The 18,481-nt window shown below is 54.3% G+C and carries 13 protein-coding genes, 1 tRNA gene and 4 pseudogenes; 10 read left to right on the forward strand and 8 right to left on the reverse strand.

Annotated elements, in window-relative coordinates:
• Positions 1-89: 89 nt before the first annotated feature.
• The 3 genes and pseudogenes from ACXLHR_RS10270 to ACXLHR_RS10280 all read right to left on the reverse strand — a co-directional run.
• Positions 90-1,225, reverse strand: a pseudogene (locus tag ACXLHR_RS10270) (IS3 family transposase); the annotation flags it as partial.
• 161 nt (positions 1,226-1,386) lie between these two features.
• Positions 1,387-2,439 (reverse strand): IS110 family RNA-guided transposase, encoded by a 1,053-nt coding sequence (locus ACXLHR_RS10275; RefSeq protein ID WP_458791345.1) that lies wholly within the window; start codon positions 2,437-2,439, stop codon positions 1,387-1,389.
• Positions 2,440-2,678: 239 nt separating this feature from the next.
• A pseudogene (locus ACXLHR_RS10280) lies at positions 2,679-3,231 on the reverse strand (transposase family protein); the annotation flags it as partial.
• Between the two features lie 641 nt (positions 3,232-3,872).
• On the opposite strand from ACXLHR_RS10280, the pseudogene ACXLHR_RS10285 reads away from it, so the two are divergent.
• The 3 genes and pseudogenes from ACXLHR_RS10285 to ACXLHR_RS10295 all read left to right on the forward strand — a co-directional run.
• Positions 3,873-4,882 (forward strand): annotated as a pseudogene (locus tag ACXLHR_RS10285) (integrase core domain-containing protein); the annotation flags it as partial.
• 95 nt (positions 4,883-4,977) lie between these two features.
• On the forward strand, positions 4,978-5,352 hold the full coding sequence (locus tag ACXLHR_RS10290; RefSeq protein WP_458791346.1) for a hypothetical protein: 375 nt from the start codon (positions 4,978-4,980) through the stop codon (positions 5,350-5,352).
• A 111-nt stretch (positions 5,353-5,463) separates the two neighbouring features.
• Entirely contained in the window at positions 5,464-7,497 is a 2,034-nt protein-coding gene (locus ACXLHR_RS10295; RefSeq protein WP_458791347.1) for an oxidoreductase, read from the forward strand.
• A gap of 94 nt (positions 7,498-7,591) precedes the next feature.
• Here the strand turns inward: ACXLHR_RS10295 and ACXLHR_RS10300 are convergent.
• The 4 genes and pseudogenes from ACXLHR_RS10300 to ACXLHR_RS10315 all read right to left on the reverse strand — a co-directional run.
• A pseudogene (locus tag ACXLHR_RS10300) lies at positions 7,592-7,957 on the reverse strand (YdeI/OmpD-associated family protein); the annotation flags it as partial.
• Between the two features lie 168 nt (positions 7,958-8,125).
• Complete coding sequence (locus tag ACXLHR_RS10305; protein WP_458791348.1) at positions 8,126-10,030, reverse strand: acyl-CoA synthetase; 1,905 nt, start codon at positions 10,028-10,030, stop codon at positions 8,126-8,128.
• Between the two features lie 107 nt (positions 10,031-10,137).
• On the reverse strand, positions 10,138-11,934 hold the full coding sequence (locus ACXLHR_RS10310; protein WP_458791349.1) for an ABC transporter transmembrane domain-containing protein: 1,797 nt from the start codon (positions 11,932-11,934) through the stop codon (positions 10,138-10,140).
• Positions 11,935-11,999: 65 nt separating this feature from the next.
• Positions 12,000-12,073: transfer RNA gene (locus ACXLHR_RS10315), tRNA-Gly, on the reverse strand.
• 34 nt (positions 12,074-12,107) lie between these two features.
• Here ACXLHR_RS10315 and ACXLHR_RS10320 point away from each other — a divergent pair.
• From ACXLHR_RS10320 to rpmB, 5 genes are all read left to right on the forward strand, one after another.
• Positions 12,108-12,650 (forward strand): hypothetical protein, encoded by a 543-nt coding sequence (locus ACXLHR_RS10320; protein WP_458791350.1) that lies wholly within the window; start codon positions 12,108-12,110, stop codon positions 12,648-12,650.
• Positions 12,651-13,019: 369 nt separating this feature from the next.
• A complete protein-coding gene (locus tag ACXLHR_RS10325; protein WP_458791351.1) occupies positions 13,020-13,325 on the forward strand; it encodes an arginine transporter in 306 nt (101 codons plus the stop codon).
• Positions 13,326-13,404: 79 nt separating this feature from the next.
• Complete coding sequence (meaB, locus tag ACXLHR_RS10330) at positions 13,405-14,385, forward strand: methylmalonyl Co-A mutase-associated GTPase MeaB (protein ID WP_458791352.1); 981 nt, start codon at positions 13,405-13,407, stop codon at positions 14,383-14,385.
• A complete protein-coding gene (locus tag ACXLHR_RS10335) occupies positions 14,382-15,164 on the forward strand; it encodes an alpha/beta hydrolase (RefSeq protein ID WP_458791353.1) in 783 nt (260 codons plus the stop codon). The genes meaB and ACXLHR_RS10335 overlap by 4 nt, the downstream gene beginning before the upstream one ends.
• 210 nt (positions 15,165-15,374) lie before the next feature.
• Positions 15,375-15,659, forward strand: a complete 285-nt coding sequence (gene rpmB, locus ACXLHR_RS10340; RefSeq protein WP_458791354.1) for a 50S ribosomal protein L28 — start codon at positions 15,375-15,377, stop codon at positions 15,657-15,659.
• Between the two features lie 804 nt (positions 15,660-16,463).
• Here the strand turns inward: rpmB and ACXLHR_RS10345 are convergent.
• Positions 16,464-16,766, reverse strand: a complete 303-nt coding sequence (locus ACXLHR_RS10345) for a hypothetical protein (protein WP_458791355.1) — start codon at positions 16,764-16,766, stop codon at positions 16,464-16,466.
• A gap of 207 nt (positions 16,767-16,973) precedes the next feature.
• Here ACXLHR_RS10345 and ACXLHR_RS10350 point away from each other — a divergent pair, with 207 nt between their 5' ends.
• Positions 16,974-17,681: an ABC transporter permease gene (locus ACXLHR_RS10350; protein ID WP_458791356.1), complete on the forward strand. Its 708-nt coding sequence runs from the start codon at positions 16,974-16,976 to the stop codon at positions 17,679-17,681.
• A complete protein-coding gene (locus tag ACXLHR_RS10355) occupies positions 17,674-18,474 on the forward strand; it encodes an ATP-binding cassette domain-containing protein (RefSeq protein ID WP_458791357.1) in 801 nt (266 codons plus the stop codon). Before ACXLHR_RS10350 ends, ACXLHR_RS10355 begins: the two co-directional genes overlap by 8 nt.
• Positions 18,475-18,481: the final 7 nt, after the last annotated feature.

The raw sequence follows: 18,481 nt of genomic DNA on the forward strand, positions 1-18,481 counted from the left end.
GGTGCTCCCCATTCCCTGGACAGGATCTGGCGTTTTTTAAGCCCTGATCTGCTCCAGAGATCGGGTTGCGTTGCTTCGAATCTCAGTGAGTAAACCACCGCTGGCGGTCGGCCGCCAAGAGCCTTGTGTGGGCGGCGGTGATTGTAGAACTCCATCCATTTCTGGACACCCGCGCGAGCCTGAGAACCGGTCTTCCAAGCATGCAGATAGACGCACTCGTATTTCAAGGTGCGTCACAGGCGTTCAATGAAGATGTTGTCCAAGTAACGACCCTTGCCGTCCATTGAGAGGCGGACGCCTGACCGGCGCAAGCTATCTGTCCAGACAAACGACGTGAACTGAGATCCTTGATCGCTATTCATGATCTCCGGCGGCCCGAACCGATGGATTGCCTCGTTCAGCGCCTCGACGCAGAAGTCGGCGTCCAGCGTGTTCGAGATCCGCCACGACAGAACCATGCGAGTATGCCTGTCCATGATCGCCACCAGATAAAGGAACCTGCGACGCATCGGCAGGTATGTAATGTCCACACACCAGACTTGGTTTGGCCGGTCCACTCGCAGCCCTCGTAGCAGATAGGGGTCGGTCTTATGCCTCTTCGCTGGCTTGCCCCCTCTCACACATGCAAGCATGTGTTGCCGGGCAACTGGTGTTGGGCTTGTGATAGATCGGTATCAACCCCATCAGGCGCATAAGCCTACGGATGCGCTTTTCGTTTTCCTCGTGGCTTTCGTTGCGCAGGTGCCAGATCATCTGACGGACGCCAAAGAAAAGTGTCTCCAACAACTGAACATCGATCAATTGCATCAGCGCAAGGTTCTGCTCCGTCTCACTCTGCGGCGTGTAGTAAAACGACGACCGAGGGATCGACAGCAGTGCGCACTGCTCACCAACCGACAGGTCCGGATGATCGCGCTCAATCATCCCGCGCCTCACTTCCCGCCCCAGGGTTTGAGCTTTCTTTCCAAAAAAAGTTGGCCACCGCCAGCTCTCAGATCTTGGCGTGTAGGTCCCTAACCTGGTCTTCATCGATGACCGGCACCTTGCGGCTACCGCGTTCAAACACACCGGATGCGCCATCCAGCAGCGCACGCTTCCATTGATCGATCATCGTCGGATGCACGCCGAACCTGCTCGCCAGCTCAGACACGGTCTCCTCGCCTTTTAGCGCCTCAAGCGCCACCTTCGCTTTGAACTCAGAGGCATGTTGCTTCCGTTTCGACATTTTCGATCTCCTTCGTGTGAAGATCAGCAGACAGCAAATCGGAGCTTACGTCAGTGTCCAGTTTTCGGGGACCACCTCAGTTCCATGTGTCCCGCCAGATCAGTTCTGCCTTGGTGGTTTTGAAGAACGTTTCGACAACCGCATTGAAGCTCCTATATTCGTCAAGTTGCGATTTGATCTGTTTTCGATACACAGAGCTGGCTGTAGATTTCGCGGACGATGTAGCGTTTCAGGCATCGAATTATCTCGCTTTTGTTCTTCCCGTCTTTCGTGCGTTTCTTGACATATGCAAGTGTCGGTTGGTGGCTTCGCATTCTAACGATAGCAACACGATAGAGTGCTGCGTTGGCCTGTCGATTGCCGCCTCTGTTTAACCGGAAGCGGTGTGTTTTGCCGCTGGAAGCTGGGATTGGGCAAACACCGCAGAGCTTTGCCAATGCTGCTTCCGAACGGATGCGCGTTGGGTCGTCGCCAACGAGGATTAGCATCTCTGCGATTGTCAGTGTTGCTATCCCATGAGATGCCATCAGGTCTGGTGTGCGTTCGGTGACAAGGCGTTCCAGTTCCTTGTCGTGGGCAATAATTTCTTCATGCAGCCACAGCCACCGGCGCACCAATGCCCGCATGGCGGCTTTTGCTGAGGCCAATGGCGTGTCGATATCGCCAGGCCGAAAGGCCGCAATATGCCGGATCAACGCGACTTTCCCTCGAATTGGATCCAGTGCCTCCCGAAGATCAGCAGGTGCATTAATGATCAACGTCTTCAGCGTTACCATCGCCTGTGAGCGTGATTTAACGCCAGTATCGCGTGCAATCTTCAAATGTCTGATCATTTCGGATGACCCTGTTTGTGTCTTGGGTCGCGCTGTTGCCTGCCCAGAAAGAACGGATCGTGCAGCGCCCTCTGCGTCCAAACTGTCTGTTTTACCTTGCGTGTATCGCAGCTGTCGGTTTGGTCGTGTGACCTCAATGACATTGTGGCCTTGAGCCAACAAAGACCGGGATAGGCCCGCACCATACGAACCAGTCCCTTCGATTCCGAATGCTAGAACGCCCCCAAAAGACTGTGACCAGCGTTCCAGCTCCAAATACCCTTTGGGATTGGTGGGTATAGATAATGCGGCCAAACGGGTGCCTTGCGTATCGATTGCGACGGCAACATGTGTTGCTTTGTGTGTGTCGATGCCAATAATGATTGGATGTGTAGTCTTCATGATGCCCTCATTGCTAAGAATGCCCAGGCACCGACCCGAGGGGACAGGACTGTGATGGTACGCTGACCGTCAGGCTCCTATAAAGTCACATCTCGCCCGTTGCCGGGGCGACTTGACGGTCGACACGTCAACGCAATGACACGCAGTCAATCGTAGCATGGGTCAGGCCATCAAGCCGCAATACCATACTCACAGTCATAGCAATTTCCCTTTCCACTCTTCCACTGCCGGGCAGTGGGATGGCCAATGTTCAGACCAATCTTTTTCAGCTCTTCAGTCTCCCGTAGCCTGCCATAGCTGCCCAGACTGAGGCGCGATTGTTCCTTAATGTGCGCCAACGTGACCAGATAAGATCGCTGCCTGCGACTGGCAGGTCGACTGCGGAAAGCCCGCAAACCACGCGAACTGACGTTCATGACACGACGCATCCGCCCAAGAGAAAATATGAACCGATGCTCTTCGATGAATCTAAACCTCACGGCTTTTGGCTCGCGAAGATCCCTCTCGGGACATTGCTATGCAATGCCCTGCCGGTCGACGCACCGGGGCCTTTTTCAGGATTTCCCCTTCCTCCTTGAGGATGCGGTTCTCACGCCGAAGCCGGTCATTCTCTTGGGCGAGGCCTAAATCCTCGTTCGACACCACATCCGTGTATCGGTGCGCTGTGATCCATTTGTTCAGCGTCGACATCCCGACGCCAAGATCATCCGCCACTTGCTTGCGTGTAAGTCTAATGGTCAGTGCGATACGCACCTCATCCCTCCGGAATTCGTCCGTCCGTTTCAATCCCATCGCCCATCCCCTTTGTTGCAGTGAACGCTATCTAAGGAGCGACATCAAACCGCGACAGTTCCACTTCGTCTCACGGTTGCTTCTGACGCGACAAAGTCGTTCGAAAGGACCAAGCGGAAGACACTCGAAACGGGCCGATTGCGTCACAGCACGCGCGCCGTATACTGCAATCAACCAGATGAACCGAACTCTCTCGGAGTTTAAGCCGCCATTGGTGGCAAAAACTCTGATGGCGGATACGCACCGACGGGCAATGCGCAGCACTAGACCTCTGATGGCGCACCAACGCCGCTTTACATTACCTTTACGACGTTAGAATTTGACGGCGAAAAGGGGCGTGCCGTCGGTGCATTCAACGCTGTGCCGTGTCATGTAGAGGATTACGGTGAAGAGTCCGATACCGAAATCGCCACCCCATCGAAGAAACTTTTGTGCACTGTCCTTTTTGTAGAGCAGTGACAATGAAATCCCTCCGTCATAACGCTCCCGCAGAACCGGTCGCCAGTTTGGCGATATGATTATCCCGTTTTCAGGAGGACTAAACGATGACAGGAAAGCGAGAGAAGATCACGGATATCGTGCTAGATGCGGCAGGTTGACGTTTTGCAAGGGCAAGGAAAGGCAGTTTCCGAGGCAGCACGGGGAAACGTCTAAGTCCTTCGAGACGCCGTTTATGTATCGACCATGTTCGGCAACGTATCTGAGCGTAAGGCCTGCCGAACACTCGGCCAACATCGTTCGACCCAGCACAAGGTGCCATGTGGCTTGCCTGATGAAGAACGGCTTAACGAGGATATTATCGCGCTGATGAAAGAGTTCGGACAATACGGCTTTCGTATGATCACGGACATGCTGAATAACAGCGGCTGGCACGCAAATCGTAAGCGCGTAGAGAGAACTTGGCGACGGGAGCGGCTTAAAGCAGCTTAAAAACAGCCAAATAAGGCCGGCTTTGGCTGAACCCTCTCGGGACATCGCTAAGCAATGCCTACCTGGCATTGGACGGCGCCTGCGTGCGATTGCGGGCCGAGCGTCCAAACCATGTTTGGTCCTATGACTTCGTTCAGGGTCGCACTCATGACGGGCGTGTCTTTCGCACGCTGAATATCATTGATGAGTTCACGAGGGAGGCATCGCCTGCCGATCAACGGGATGATCAGGGTTAAACGCAGGCCCAATTCAACGGATGTGATCAATGCTTTGCCCTATCGCTTCATCCCTAGCGTTCCGCCCGAGTTCATAAGACCTGACAACGGTGCCGAACTTATTGCCAAGAAGGTGAAGGCTTGGATAGGGGCATGCTCTCGGCAGAATTGCCCTGCAATTCGCCTGCCGGGCAACGGCCGGGGCTAAAACAGCCTTTATTGCGCCAGGATCACCGTGGGAAAACGGCATTGTGAGATCTTCAACTCCAAACTCAAAGATGAACTGCTCAACGGCGAGGTATTCTGTACGTTGCGCGACGCTTAGATCCAGATCGAGCGATGGAGATACAACAGCGACACAGTCAGGCCCCACAGCCTCTGCGCTACCTACCGTCCGCTCACCAGAAAGCATGATGCCGATAGATCAGAGGTCGACATGCATTAACATTAAAACTGGATCATACATCGCACAACTCCTAAAAACCCTCGGGCGCCACCGGCGTTAGCATCACCTGACCCCTTAGGTTTACCTGCAGCAATTGCAGACTCGCCTATCACAAGCCCGCACATCTCATTCGCTTTTCAGACAATTGCATAAACTTTGATCTATCAAATTCTTGCACAAAGACTCTCCGTTGCTAACCTACAGCAGGTTATTTCTGCGTTGGAGAATGCAATGTTTGGTGAAAACGCGCTCCCTATATATCTGGTCATCGGGGTCGTGGTGACGCTTGTGGCAGGATCAACCTTCACTCCCGTCATTTCTAGAACCACGTGGGTCGATCCCCAAGAGACCACCAATGAAATGGTGATACGAGAATACGCATATTGCCAATCAGACATGGATGACGTGAATTGCGCCTGTTTCTCAAATGTCGCGGGCTATATCCTGTCAGAGAAACGCCCCGACTTCAGGGGGACGCAATCCATGAATACGGTAGATCTGGCGCGTTCACAGGCCACTGAAGCCTGCTGAACACCGTCACATTGAGGTGCCCACGCGCGGACAAAACGTGTCTCATCGTGATCTTCTTTGACAGGTCGCTCAAAATCCGCATCATCACTCCAAAAGCCAGGAGATGATCAAATGTCAAAAGATCCGTTGCTACAACCTTATCAACTCAAACATCTAACCCTTAAAAACCGGATCATGACCACCAGCCACGAACCCGCCTACCCCGAAGACGGCATGCCAAAAGACCGCTACCGCGCCTATCACGCGGAACGCGCCAAGGCCGGCGTTGCACTAGCCATGACAGCGGGCTCCGCCGCGGTCTCAAAAGATAGTCCACCGGTTTTCAACAATGTGCTGGCCTATAAGGACGAGGTTGTGCCGTGGATCCAAAACCTCACCGATAGCTGCCACGAACACGACTGTGCTGTGATGATCCAACTCACGCATTTGGGGCGGCGCACCACTTGGAACAAGGGCGACTGGTTGCCCTCGGTCTCGCCGTCTAAACACCGCGAACCGGCACACCGCGCTTTTCCAAAACTGATCGAAGACTGGGATATCGTGCGGATCATCAACGACTTTGCCGATGCCGCCGAGCGGATGAAAGCGGGTGGAATGGACGGCATAGAACTGCAAGTTTACGGCCATCTGCTTGATCAGTTCTGGTCACCGCTCACTAACGATCTGAGCGGCCCCTACGGAGCCGACACGCTGGAGAACCGGATGCGATTCCCGCTTGATGTGCTGGGGGCTGTCCGCAAACGGGTCGGCAGCGATTTCATAATCGGCTTTCGCTACACCGCTGACGAGGCGCAGAAAGGCGGCATCACCCCTGAGGAAGGGCTTGTGATTTCCAAAAAACTTGCCGCCACGGGCCAACTTGATTTTCTGAACGTGATCCGTGGACGCATTCATACCGATCCAGCCATGACCGACGTGATTCCGGTGCAAGGCATGCCATCCGCACCGCATCTCGATTTCGCAGGCGAGGTCAAGAAAGCCACCGGCATGCCCACCTTCCATGCCTCACGCATCCCTGACGTGGCCACAGCACGCCACGCAATCGCGGCAGGGCTCCTCGATATGGTCGGCATGACCCGCGCCCATATGGCCGACCCGCACATCGTGCGCAAAATCATCGCGGGGCGCGAAGACGACATCCGCCCTTGCGTCGGCGCGACTTATTGCCTTGACCGGATTTACCAGGCAGGCGACGCGCTATGTATTCATAACGCGGCGACAGGACGCGAGATATCAATGCCGCACGACATTCCGCTGGCAGATGTAAAACGCAAAATCGTGATCATCGGCGCTGGTCCCGCAGGATTGGAAGCCGCTCGCGTCGGTGCCGAACGTGGCCATGAAGTGACTGTTTTCGAGGCGCAACCAGACGCTGGCGGTCAGGTCCGCCTGACCGCCCAAAGCCCGCGCCGCAACGAAATGATTGGCATTATCGACTGGCGCATGGCGCAATGCGCGGCCCGCGATGTGACGTTCCACTTCAACACTTGGGCCGACGTGGATGACGTCATGGCGTTAAAACCCGATGTAGTAATCGTGGCCACGGGCGGGCTGCCCAACACCGAATTATTCGAGGCAGGTCGCGACACCAGCAATGTTGTCACGTGCTGGGACATAATTGCGGGCGACATAAAACCCGCCCAAAACATTCTGATCTACGACGAGTGTGGCGACCATCCCGCCCTGCAAGCCGCCGAACTTGCAGCAAACACCGGCGCAAAAGTTGAAATCATGACCCCCGACCGCACTTTTGCGCCCGACATTATGGCGATGAATTTGGTGCCTTACATGCGGGCGCTGCAAGACAAAGACGTGACTTTCACCGTCACCCGCCGCTTGTTGGCCGTGCAGCGAAAAGGTAACAAACTGATGGCAAAAATCGGCACCGACTATAGCGAGCATAGCTATACCAAGGACTACGACCAAATCATTGTAAACTACGGCACCCTGCCTTTGGCGGATCTGTATTTCACTCTCAAACCGCGCAGCGCCAACAACGGGGCCATGGATTACGACGCGCTGCTCGCAGGAACGCCACAACCTGTGAGCAACGGCTTTCAACTGTTCCGGATCGGAGACGCGGTATCAGCGCGCAACACCCACGCCGCAATTTACGATGCGCTACGGCTGGTCAAGGACCTCTAGTTTTCCAGCTGTGTATGCCCTTGCCATCAAGAATGCGCTCGACATATTTGCCTATGCGAGCGTAGCGGGTCTTAGCCTGTTTCGCACCCTCGATTTATAAAACATATCCTCGTTTGCGGCGTTGGGTTAACGCGTCAAATGCAGAAGCAAAGACGCCATCCTCATCTATTCTGTCCTGCAATTCCGGCGGATAAACAAGCGCATTCTTGGCAGTCATATCTGCCTTAATGCTCGCTTTTTCAATCTCGATTGCATCCGCAACAAATGCCTTGCTCTGCGATGCACTCACTTGTAATTGCGCCATTTCCGAAAACCGAAATAACCGCGCCGACTGCATCTGCGCAAAGCGCTGATACAACAGCCCGTCAGGGTCATTCGTCAATGCCCCTTTAAAGAAACTTACACCGAAATAATCTTTCAGCGCATAGATGATCGCGATACTGTCAGCATCATGGGTGTAACAAAGATTACCCCCATTTGATCACTTATTCCAAATCACAATCCAGCAAAATGTCACGGAAGGCTCTGCGTGCCAGTCGGGCTTGGCTAACAGAGCTTTCACTTTGTCATCCATCTTCACCCTATATCGAGGGGGCAAACCAATCACTGCCCCCTGTTTGGTCCAATCCTACACGGTCCAATCCCAAGGTGAGGTAAACGCCCCCAACGCCTTGGTCACCGCCGCATCATCGGCGTCACCTGTTTTGGTCAAATGCGCGACCAATCCGAGCTTTTTATCCTCGGATACCGACGTCACCTGCGCTGCAACACCTGCTTTGTCCAAAACACTGTTATAGACGCGGGTAATCGCACGTTTTCGTAGGTCAGGCTTAAAGATTTTACCAACCGCCGTCTTTGGCAACTCTGGCAAAATTTCCAGATACTTCGGATACGCAGCGCGTTCGCGGATCTTGCCCGTGGCGTATTCCATCAAATCCGCCACCGTCACATTTGCACCGTCGACCAGTTCGACATAGGCGCAAGGCACCTCGCCGGCATGGGCATCTGGCTGTCCAATCGCACCCGCGAATGCCACGGCATCATGACCGGCCAGCGCCTCTTCAATCTCAGCGGGATCAATGTTGTGACCTCCACGAATGATCAAATCCTTGGCGCGGCCTGTAATCCACAGATAACCATCTGCGTCAAACCGGCCCAAATCACCGGTGCGCAGATATTGCACGGTATCACCCAGTGGAGAGCCTTCGCCGGGGTAAAAGATATCCGCGTTCTTTTCTTTCTCCGTATAAGTTTTGCCGTCATAAACCCCCGGACTTGCAACGCAAATTTCGCCAATCTCATCGACGCCGCAATCCACTTGCGTCGCTACATTCACAATCCGCACATCCGTATGCGGGAACGGAATCCCGATCGAACCCACACGTTTTTCGCCTTCAGGCGGGTTGATAGACACCAGACACGTAGCCTCTGTCAGCCCGTATCCTTCACAAATAGTGACGCCGGCAGCCTCTTCAAAGCGGCGATATAACTCTAACGGCAATGGCGCCGAGCCGCAGAAAACCAGACGCAACGAGGAAATATCCGCATCCACCTTTCGTTGCATCAAGGCCGACATGGCGGTCGGCACCGAAATAACAAACGTCACCTTGTGACGCTCGATCAGCTTCCAGAAGTTGTCGAACACCCCGTCACCACGGTAGCCTTGCGGTGTCGGAAAAACCACATGCGCGCCCGATCCAAGCGACGCCCCAAGCGACACAATTGCGGCAAAAACGTGGAATAACGGCAGTGGACACATCTGAACGTCCTGCTCGGTAAACAGGAGCCGTGAACCCAACCAGGCGTTATAGATAATGCCCGAATAACGTTGCTGCACAACCTTGGGCATTCCCGTGGTGCCGCCGGTGTGGAAATAAACCGCCACGCGGTCACCCGCACTATCCGCAAACGATAGCGTTGTTGGCTGCTTGTTCATCTCGCTGTTGAAATTCACAATTCTGGCGTTGTGGGTCACCGGATTCTTAGGCCGGATCAGTGGCACAATCAGCTTTTTCAAACCCGTCAGGTAGCGGTGCAAATCAACCTCAACCACGGTCTGGACATTGGGGGCCAAAGCCACAGCTGCCGCCGCTTTTTGCGCCACATCTGATTTCGGGAATGCGCGCATTGTCACCAGCACCTTGGCGTTGGTTTCACGCAGAATCGCGGCAATCTGCTCAGCATCCAGCAACGGGTTGATAGGGTTCACAATACCCGCAATCTGCCCACCCATATAAGTCAGGATCGTCTCGGTTGCATTTGGTAAAAGATAAGCAACAACGTCCGTTTCCCCCACACCAAGCTCGCGGAACATATTGGCAGTTTGGGTCGATTGCGCGTGGAATTGTTTCCAGCTCAATGTTTCGCAAGGCGCCTTGGGGTCCGAAAAAAGCTGAAACGTCACCGCATTGCGATCAGGAAATTTTTCCGTTGTTTGCGTCAACATTTGATAGGTCGTTTGCGGCATATCCCGCGCGTCCCACTCCGCCTCGTTTTGAATCGCATCACGATCTTCTGTTGTCGCATAAGTCATTGCTAAGTCCCCTCCCCGCATTGTTGTCCGCGACCTTAGATGTCGCGTTGTTCTCCACCTCCAGAGTGTGAAGAAATTCGTGTTTTGGCAACCGTTACGCTACGAAATTATACGTCATCTTCCAGACCCGCAGTGAATTGCAAACGTGCCAGTCGCGCATATAGTCCGCCTGCGGCCACTAGATTGTCATGGGTGCCCGTCGCGACAATGCGCCCCCCATCAAATACCACAATGCGGTCGGCCTTTTTCACCGTCGCCAAACGGTGCGCTACAATCAACGTGGTGCGGGTTCGCGCTAGATCTTCTACCGCCGTTTGCACCAACTGTTCACTTTCCGCGTCCAACGCACTTGTTGCCTCGTCCAAAAGCAAAATCGGCGCATCACGTAATATCGCCCGAGCAATCGCAATACGCTGCTTTTGCCCCCCTGATAACATCACCCCGCGCTCTCCAACCTGACTGTCATATCCTTCAGGTAAAGCTGTTAAGAAATCATGAGCCGCGGCCGCTTTTGCAGCGTCCTCTACTTCGGCGTCGGTCGCGTCAGGACGGCCAAACCGGATGTTCTCGCGGGCCGTATCACCAAAGATAACAGGGTCTTGCGGCACAAGTGCTACATGTTTGCGGAAATCGACCCGCGCCATATCGCGCAAATCAATGCCGTCAATTTTAACCGCGCCCTGCTGCGGATCGTAGAATCGTTGCAGCAGTTGAATAACCGTCGATTTACCCGCACCCGACGGCCCAACCAGCGCCACGCTTTCCCCCGCCTTTACGGTCAATGACACCTCGGCCAGCGCCGAAACCCCCGGACGTCCGGGGTAAGCAAAAGTGACGTTTTCAAACGTGATTTCAGCGGCATGTGTATCAGGTACAGCCACAGGATTGACAGGATCTTTGACCGCATCATCCGCCTGCAACAACTCTACCAACCGCTCGGTCGCCCCCGCCGCACGCTGCAATTCACCCCAAATTTCAGTCAACGCGCCCAGCGCGCCTGCAACCATGATCGTATAAATCATGAACTGCACCAGTTCGCCGACACTAATCACACCCGCGCGCACATCCGCCGCCCCCATCCAGAGAAAGCCGACCACAGCCGAAAATGCGATGAAAATAACAATCGCTGTCATCACTGCACGGGTTTCGATCCGGCGTTTTGCGACTTCGAAACTCTTCTCAGTCACACCGTGAAACTTCTTGCGCGACAATGCTTCGTGGGTAAATGCCTGCACAGTTTGGGCAGATAACAACTGCTCAGATGCATCGCCGGAAGAGGCCGCAATCCAGTCCTGATTTTCGCGGCTTAACTTACGAACCCGACGGCCCAACAGAATAATCGGAATTAGCACAACTGGGATCGGCCACAAAACCAACCCCGTCATCTTCACTGACGTCCATAACATCAACCCGATACCGCCGAACAGAATCAATACATTGCGCAGAGCCACGGACACAGACGACCCGATCACCGACAATATCAACGTGGTATCGGTCGTGATCCGGCTCAACACTTCGCCCGTCATCACCTTTTCAAAAAACGCAGGTGACATACCGATCATCCGGTCAAATACCGCCACACGAATATCCGCGACAATACGCTCGCCCAACCGCGTCACGAGATAGTACCGCAGCGCTGTGCCCACGGCCAAAAGCCCTGCAATCACAAAGGCAAACCCGAAATAGCTGTCCAGCAATGATCCGTCCGACACATCAAAATTATCAATGACACGGCGCACGGCCAAGGGCATGATCAACGAAATCATTGCCGTGAACGTCAAAGCAACCAGCGCCATCGTAACGAGTTTTTTATAAGGGCGCACAAACGGCCACAACTGACCAACAGCCCCGATTTTCTTGGAGGTTGCTCGGTCTTCGGCATTAATACGTGGAGGTTTGGCCATCGCGTTGGTCCTTCGGGTTTCGTCCCGAACGGCCTGCGCAGACCCAAATCAATTGGACGGATGTGTGGAGCGGGCGACGGGAATCGAACCCGTGTCTTCAGTTTGGAAAACTGAGGTCTTACCATTACACAACGCCCGCGTGCGCTTGATCTATATGGCGAGGCAGTGCCGTGATGCAAGAGGGTATTCAAGATTATCCTCAGAGTTTTCGCCATAACTTTGCCCGATTCATCATTTATCAAAAGTTCAACTTAAAACTTGACCCTATTGGAATTGGCCCGATGAAATTGCTTGGTAAACTCTCGATTGCGCTTTGCTTTGGTATAACTGCGCATTCCGCACACGCCCTTGAGCATGAAGTCTTTATCACTAAGAAGGGCTATTTTCCCGAAGCAATCTACGTCAGCACCAATTTCACCGGCGTCGACGACACTATCACGTTCCACAATATTAGTGGGAAAAGTGCGCGGCTCCGGTATTATTCTAACAATAACTGGGTCGATGTCTTTCCATGGACTTCAAATAATCAAAGCCGCACCATTACATTAACCACTGCTTTGCGGAACTACTATAAGAGCACACTCAAGGTGCCTCAGATGAGTAGTGGTTCTGTATACCAAACGATGGCATTGCGCAATGAATTGCCGCCGCTGTCCTGCCCTGATAGCCGTGCGTTCTGCGATCCTTATTTCAGCAATGGATCTGCAAACCCCTGAATTTTGGTGAAGGGAAGCGCGTCCTCGGGCGCGCTTTTCCATCAATGCCGGCAAATGTTGATGGTCCCAGCCATGGCCCCACGAACCAGACACCGCACCTCGCGACAAAACTCCCTAAACGCAGATCACTGCGCAATCGTTTCATGGGGTAAAATAAGCGCCATTCGTCGCACATGAACATAATGCATTTGCGATCGACACAAGACGAAAAAAGGGACCGCGCAAAGCATTTTGCGTCTGGTATCGTGACTTTTCCCCAGCGCACGCCCATTTGATTTGATCCCGCCCGCAGCCCCTGCTAATCTTTCCCAAAGCAGTTCACGCCTGACACTCGCCAAAGCGGGGCGGCGATTAAATATGGTGGCAGGCATGGCTAAGATTTTCATTCTCTCGACATTTGTAGTTTTAGCGGCTTGCGGCGGTAACCGTGTGTCAGGCGACATCAGCAAAGCGTGTATGGGCGCGGATCGCACAGCAGCGACACCGCGTCTGTGTTCATGCGTGCAGCAAGCGGCGAACAGCACGCTTAGCGGTGCCGAGCAACGCCGCGCAGCCAAGTTTTTTGAAGATCCGCATCAAGCCCAGGAAACCCGCCAGTCCGACAACTCATCCGACGAACGGTTCTGGCTGCGCTATAAAAACTTCTCGACCACAGCGTCGCGCATGTGTGGTTAACGCGGCCACCGCGTCCCTTCGGCAAAAGCCAGTGGTATGCAGGATTGCGTCCAACCGATCTGCTGCTTAAAATACCAGAATGACAAAAACAGTTGATATTGCGGCGCTGGCCGCGGGTGTTGTGGCGCGTGACAGACGTGCGCTGGCGCGGGCAATTACCTTGGTCGAAAGCGTGCGCAGCGACCACCGCGTGCAGGCGATGGCCCTGCTCGACATGCTGGGCACGCAGCCGCAAGCGCTGCGCATCGGCCTCTCGGGCACACCTGGTGTTGGCAAATCCACCTTTATCGAAAGCTTTGGGATGATGCTGACAGAGCAAGGATTGCGGGTTGCAGTCTTGGCCGTTGACCCCAGCTCCACCCGCTCTGGTGGCTCCATCTTGGGCGATAAAACCCGCATGGACCTGCTGGCCCGCAACCCGAATGCCTTCATCCGCCCCTCCCCCAGCCAGACGCAACTCGGCGGCGTGGCGCGGCGCACTCGCGAGGCTGTGGCGCTATGCGAGGCTGCGGGCTACGATATTGTGCTGATCGAAACCGTGGGCGTGGGCCAATCAGAAACCGTGGTCGCGCAAATGGCCGACCTGTTTGTGCTGCTACTGGCCCCTGCTGGCGGCGACGAATTACAGGGCGTGAAACGCGGGATAATGGAAATCGCCGATTTGATTTTGGTGAACAAAGCCGATGGCGACCTGAAACCACAAGCCATGCGCACCTGTGCCGATTACGCCGGCGCATTACGGCTAATGCGCAAACGCGTGCAAGACCCTGACGGCTTCCCCAAGGCCATGACTGTCTCCGCATTGGAGACAATAGGGCTGGAAGCAGCATGGCACGAGATGAAAGCCCTTATCTCATGGCGGCGCGACAACGATATCTGGCAAAGCACCCGCGCAGACCAAGCCCGCTACTGGTTCACTGAGGAAGTGCGCCTGCAATTGCTCGCGCGATTGACATCTGACCCCGCGCTGCGCCGCCACATGTCGGCCTTAGAGAACGACGTAGCTGCAGGCCGGATCACCCCCGCCGCCGCCGCCGCACAAGTGATCGCGAGCACATGAGCGATACCGGAGATGTGATTTTTGCAGGCACCCATCTGCGCGCCACATTATTCAACAGCGACGCGCAGCGCTTGCTTGTGACCTTCAGTTTCCGCGAAAAAGCCCGCGCTGATTTTAATGTAGCCCAGATGAGCCATGGCGCCGCCACGCGCGGGTTTGCGCAACTTTGTATTGCCACGCGCCGCAACGATTGGTTCATTAACGACGACACCGCTGCACTAGAGGCTACGCTCAGGATATTGGGGGCACAGTATGAGGCCGTCCATATGCTGGGGTTCTCCATGGGCGGTTACGGCGCATTCCGTTTTGCTCATGCGGTCAACGCCACATACGCGACAGCAATTTCCCCGCAGTTCTCGATCCATCCTGACGTAATGCCCTTTGATTCGCGCTACCGCAGCGACGCCGCCGGTTTTGACAAAGAAGCGGGTGATCTGGTGGGTCATGCCCAACCTGCACTGCAAGGTGTGATCCTCGTCGATCCGTTCCGCCGGCTGGATATGGCAAATGCGCAGATGATCGGTGAAGTGTTCCCGCGCGTGCGCCTTGCGCGGCTCGGATTTGGCGGCCACCCCGCGACCAGCCTGCTGCGCCGTACCCGAAAATCCGGAATCGTGCAGCAGGTGGCACTGGATGCACCACCCCGCCCCGCTCCGATTGTCGCAACGCACCGCGCCATGCGGCTGGATGACGCCAGCTACATCCGCGACCTGCTGGCGCGGCTGGAAAAGCGCACGACCGACAGGAAATCGCATAAGCATGACCATTTTAACATGTGAACTGCCAAAGAAACCCACTAAGATGCAGATAACACCACCAATCGCGCGGGATTCGCCCCAACCAATGGTGATGCGGGTTGACGCGGCCAAGGAATTCTCCTAAATCGCGAAGACCGTATTCATGGCCCCGCATTTTGCTGGGTCCAAGCCCGAGAAAAGGTGCGCAAAGTGGCTGATCCACGCGAGCGCCCGTAAGACAAGGATTACAACATGTCGCGCCGTTGCGAATTTACTGGAAAAGGCCCGATGTCTGGCAACAACGTCAGCCACGCCAAAAACCGTACCCGTCGTCGGTTCCTGCCAAACTTGCAGGACGTGACACTGATGTCCGAGAGCCTCGGCCGTTCGTTCAAGTTTAAAATCTCCAACGCTGCCCTGCGCACCGTTGACCACCGTGGTGGTTTGGACGCTTTCTTTGCAAAGTCCAAGGATGCAGAACTGTCATCCGACGCGCTGAAACTGAAAAAAGAAATTGCCAAGGCAACTGCTGCTTAACCAGCACTTTTCTTTCAGAATATAACAACCCGATTGCGCAAGCAGTCGGGTTTTCTGCGTGGAATTCTATGATTTGAGACATTGATTAACTATTTGCGGCGGACACCCGAGCAAGAAAATTCTTTTTTCAATAACCGCACAATTAGTGCGACAACACGCGTCCACCAGCCACAAACTGAGCGCGTAGGCTAACCATATGTATTTTGCCAACCTTGGCCGTTCATAGCATCCGAATTCTCCTCTGTGCTGCTCAGAAGCAGTTTCAAAGGTAACTTTTGCACGAGAACGTACCATCAGGCGATGAATGAAAAGTCCGGCAAATTAGAACACACTGCTAAGATGTAGCCACGTCTGATGATTCGATAGGCGAATGACGAAGTGACCGCACTTCTCAGGTAAGCTAAAACTTCTGTGGCCCTTGAAGCGCTGCTTATCGACAGACCGCGTCAAAGCACCAGCTGAGCTCAAAGAATGATGAGCTGGCTGAGGGAAATGTTACGGGACTTATGCGCCATCTGGCCCACCGCCCCGCTGGCTGTGTCACAAAATCTGAACTTCTGATCACTTCAAAAGTAGCATGATGCTCAGTCACCTGCCGACCGAAACATCGTATCAAAAGCAGGAACAGATGATCACAATCCCACTAACCGCTAACGTGTTGTTTGCACGTTTTCTGGACTGATATTTACGACTTTTTATAGGACTATAAAAATTAAAAGCCCTTCTGAAAAAAACGCCAATTTGTCCAATACCGGCCACTTCACTTATGACGCGATACTGGACAAAAAGCTTTACGCGCGCCCTCTACTCCGATGGCGCAGCGGGGATTGGTGCAGGAGGAATAAGTGCGTCTTGCGGCGGCACAGGGTCCGGATCCGCATCTTCGACGGGAACATCTGTGGTATCAGTGATTTCGTCTACTTCGTTGCTCTGCTCGTCCGCGACAGGGGCCGCTGTATCAACGTTATTAACGACCGTTGCATCCGGCGCTCTGTTGATCCAAAGCGCTCCAGCGCCGACGATGACAACAAGCAAAATCACCCAAAGCCACGGACGATTGTTACTGACTTCTACGGTGGTGTTATTAGGTCTAATTGGTTCTCGCATGAGATTAATCCTTTCATGTTTTAGACTAAACCAACCGCGCACAAATAGGTTCCGGTGAGCTACGGCTTATATTGCCCGCTTTGCTTCGCGCGCGTTAAAACACAGTCACGACCGCGCCTTGATTAATTGCACAAAATATATCGGCTATTCTTATGGATACTTACGTTTTTTTATGTATTATTTCCCCACACAGGGAGAGACCGCACATTGAACAGCTTTTCTGCAATATTAAGTGAAGCGGTCGCGCTAATACTGGCATGGGACTCTGACGTGATTGAAATCATCGTCTTGTCCTTGCAGGTGACGCTGACGGCCGTTGCCGTGGCCTGTTTGATCGGGTTGCCGTTGGGCGCGGTTATAGGTGCATTCCGTTTTCCGTTTCGCAATCTTGCTGTCGTCACGATGAACACATTGATGGGATTGCCTCCCGTTGTGGTTGGGTTGATTGTCTATCTTGTACTCTCCGCATCTGGACCAATGGGCGTTTTGGGCCTGTTGTATACCCCCACAGCCATGATCATTGCGCAAACGATTTTGGTGCTGCCAATCATTGCCGCACTGACCCGTCAGGTGATTGAAGATCTGAACAGTGAATACGCCGAACAGTTTGCATCGCTTGGTGTAGGTCCGGTGGATCGCGTTTTGGCCCTGCTGTGGGATGCGCGCTATAGTTTACTAACCGTCGCCTTAGCAGGGTTTGGGCGTGCCGTGGCAGAGGTCGGCGCGGTCATTATTGTTGGCGGCAATATTAATCATGTGACGCGGGTGATGACGACGACCATCGCGCTTGAGACGTCTAAGGGGAACTTGCAGCTGGCGCTCGCACTCGGCATTATCCTGCTGACGATTGCGGTGATTGTGAACGGGTTGTTAATGGCCATTCGCGGCACAGCAGCGAGGGCAGCCTATGTCTGACGCCACTCAAAATATATTTCATGCAACCGCGACGCGGCGTGCGGGATCACTCCAATTGCCGCCCCCCCTTTTAGCGACCCATGACGCGTGCTTTGATGTGGGTGGTCAGCGGCTGATTGACGGGGTGAACCTTGCCATATCACCGGGGCGCTGCACCGTGATTATGGGGGCCAACGGCAGCGGGAAAAGCCTGCTGTTGCGACTGATGCACGGGTTGCTTGCCCCGAGTTCGGGAACGGTGAACTGGCGCGGTAAACCGCTGGATCGCGCAGGACGTCACGAGCAGGCGATGGTGTTTCAGCGCCCCGTGATGCTGCGCCGATCTGTTGGCGCGAACCTACGATTTGCCTTGTCTGTGCGCGGTGTTAAACGGGCAGATCGCAAAGCACGCGAGGCAGAAACGCTGGCGCTGGCACGACTGGAACACTTGAAAGACAAGCCCGCCCGCGTGTTGTCTGGTGGCGAACAGCAGCGGCTTGCGATGGCGCGCGCCATGATCTGTGCGCCCCATGTCTTATTTCTGGACGAACCAACAGCAAGCCTTGATCCCGCCTCAACCCTTGCCATCGAGCACCTGATTGCAGAGGCGCGCGAAAGTGGCACAACAATTATTCTTGTCACCCATGATGCAGGTCAAGCGCGCAGATTGGGTGATGATCTGGTGTTTTTGCACGGCGGGACAGTCGTGGAAACCGGCCATGTCAACCAAGTTCTAAACGCACCACAATCGCGTGCCGCGCAGGCATGGCTTGGTGGACGCCTATTTGTTCCAAACGAAAAAAAGTCATCATAATAGGAGT

Source organism: Yoonia sp. MH D7 (assembly GCF_054439475.1).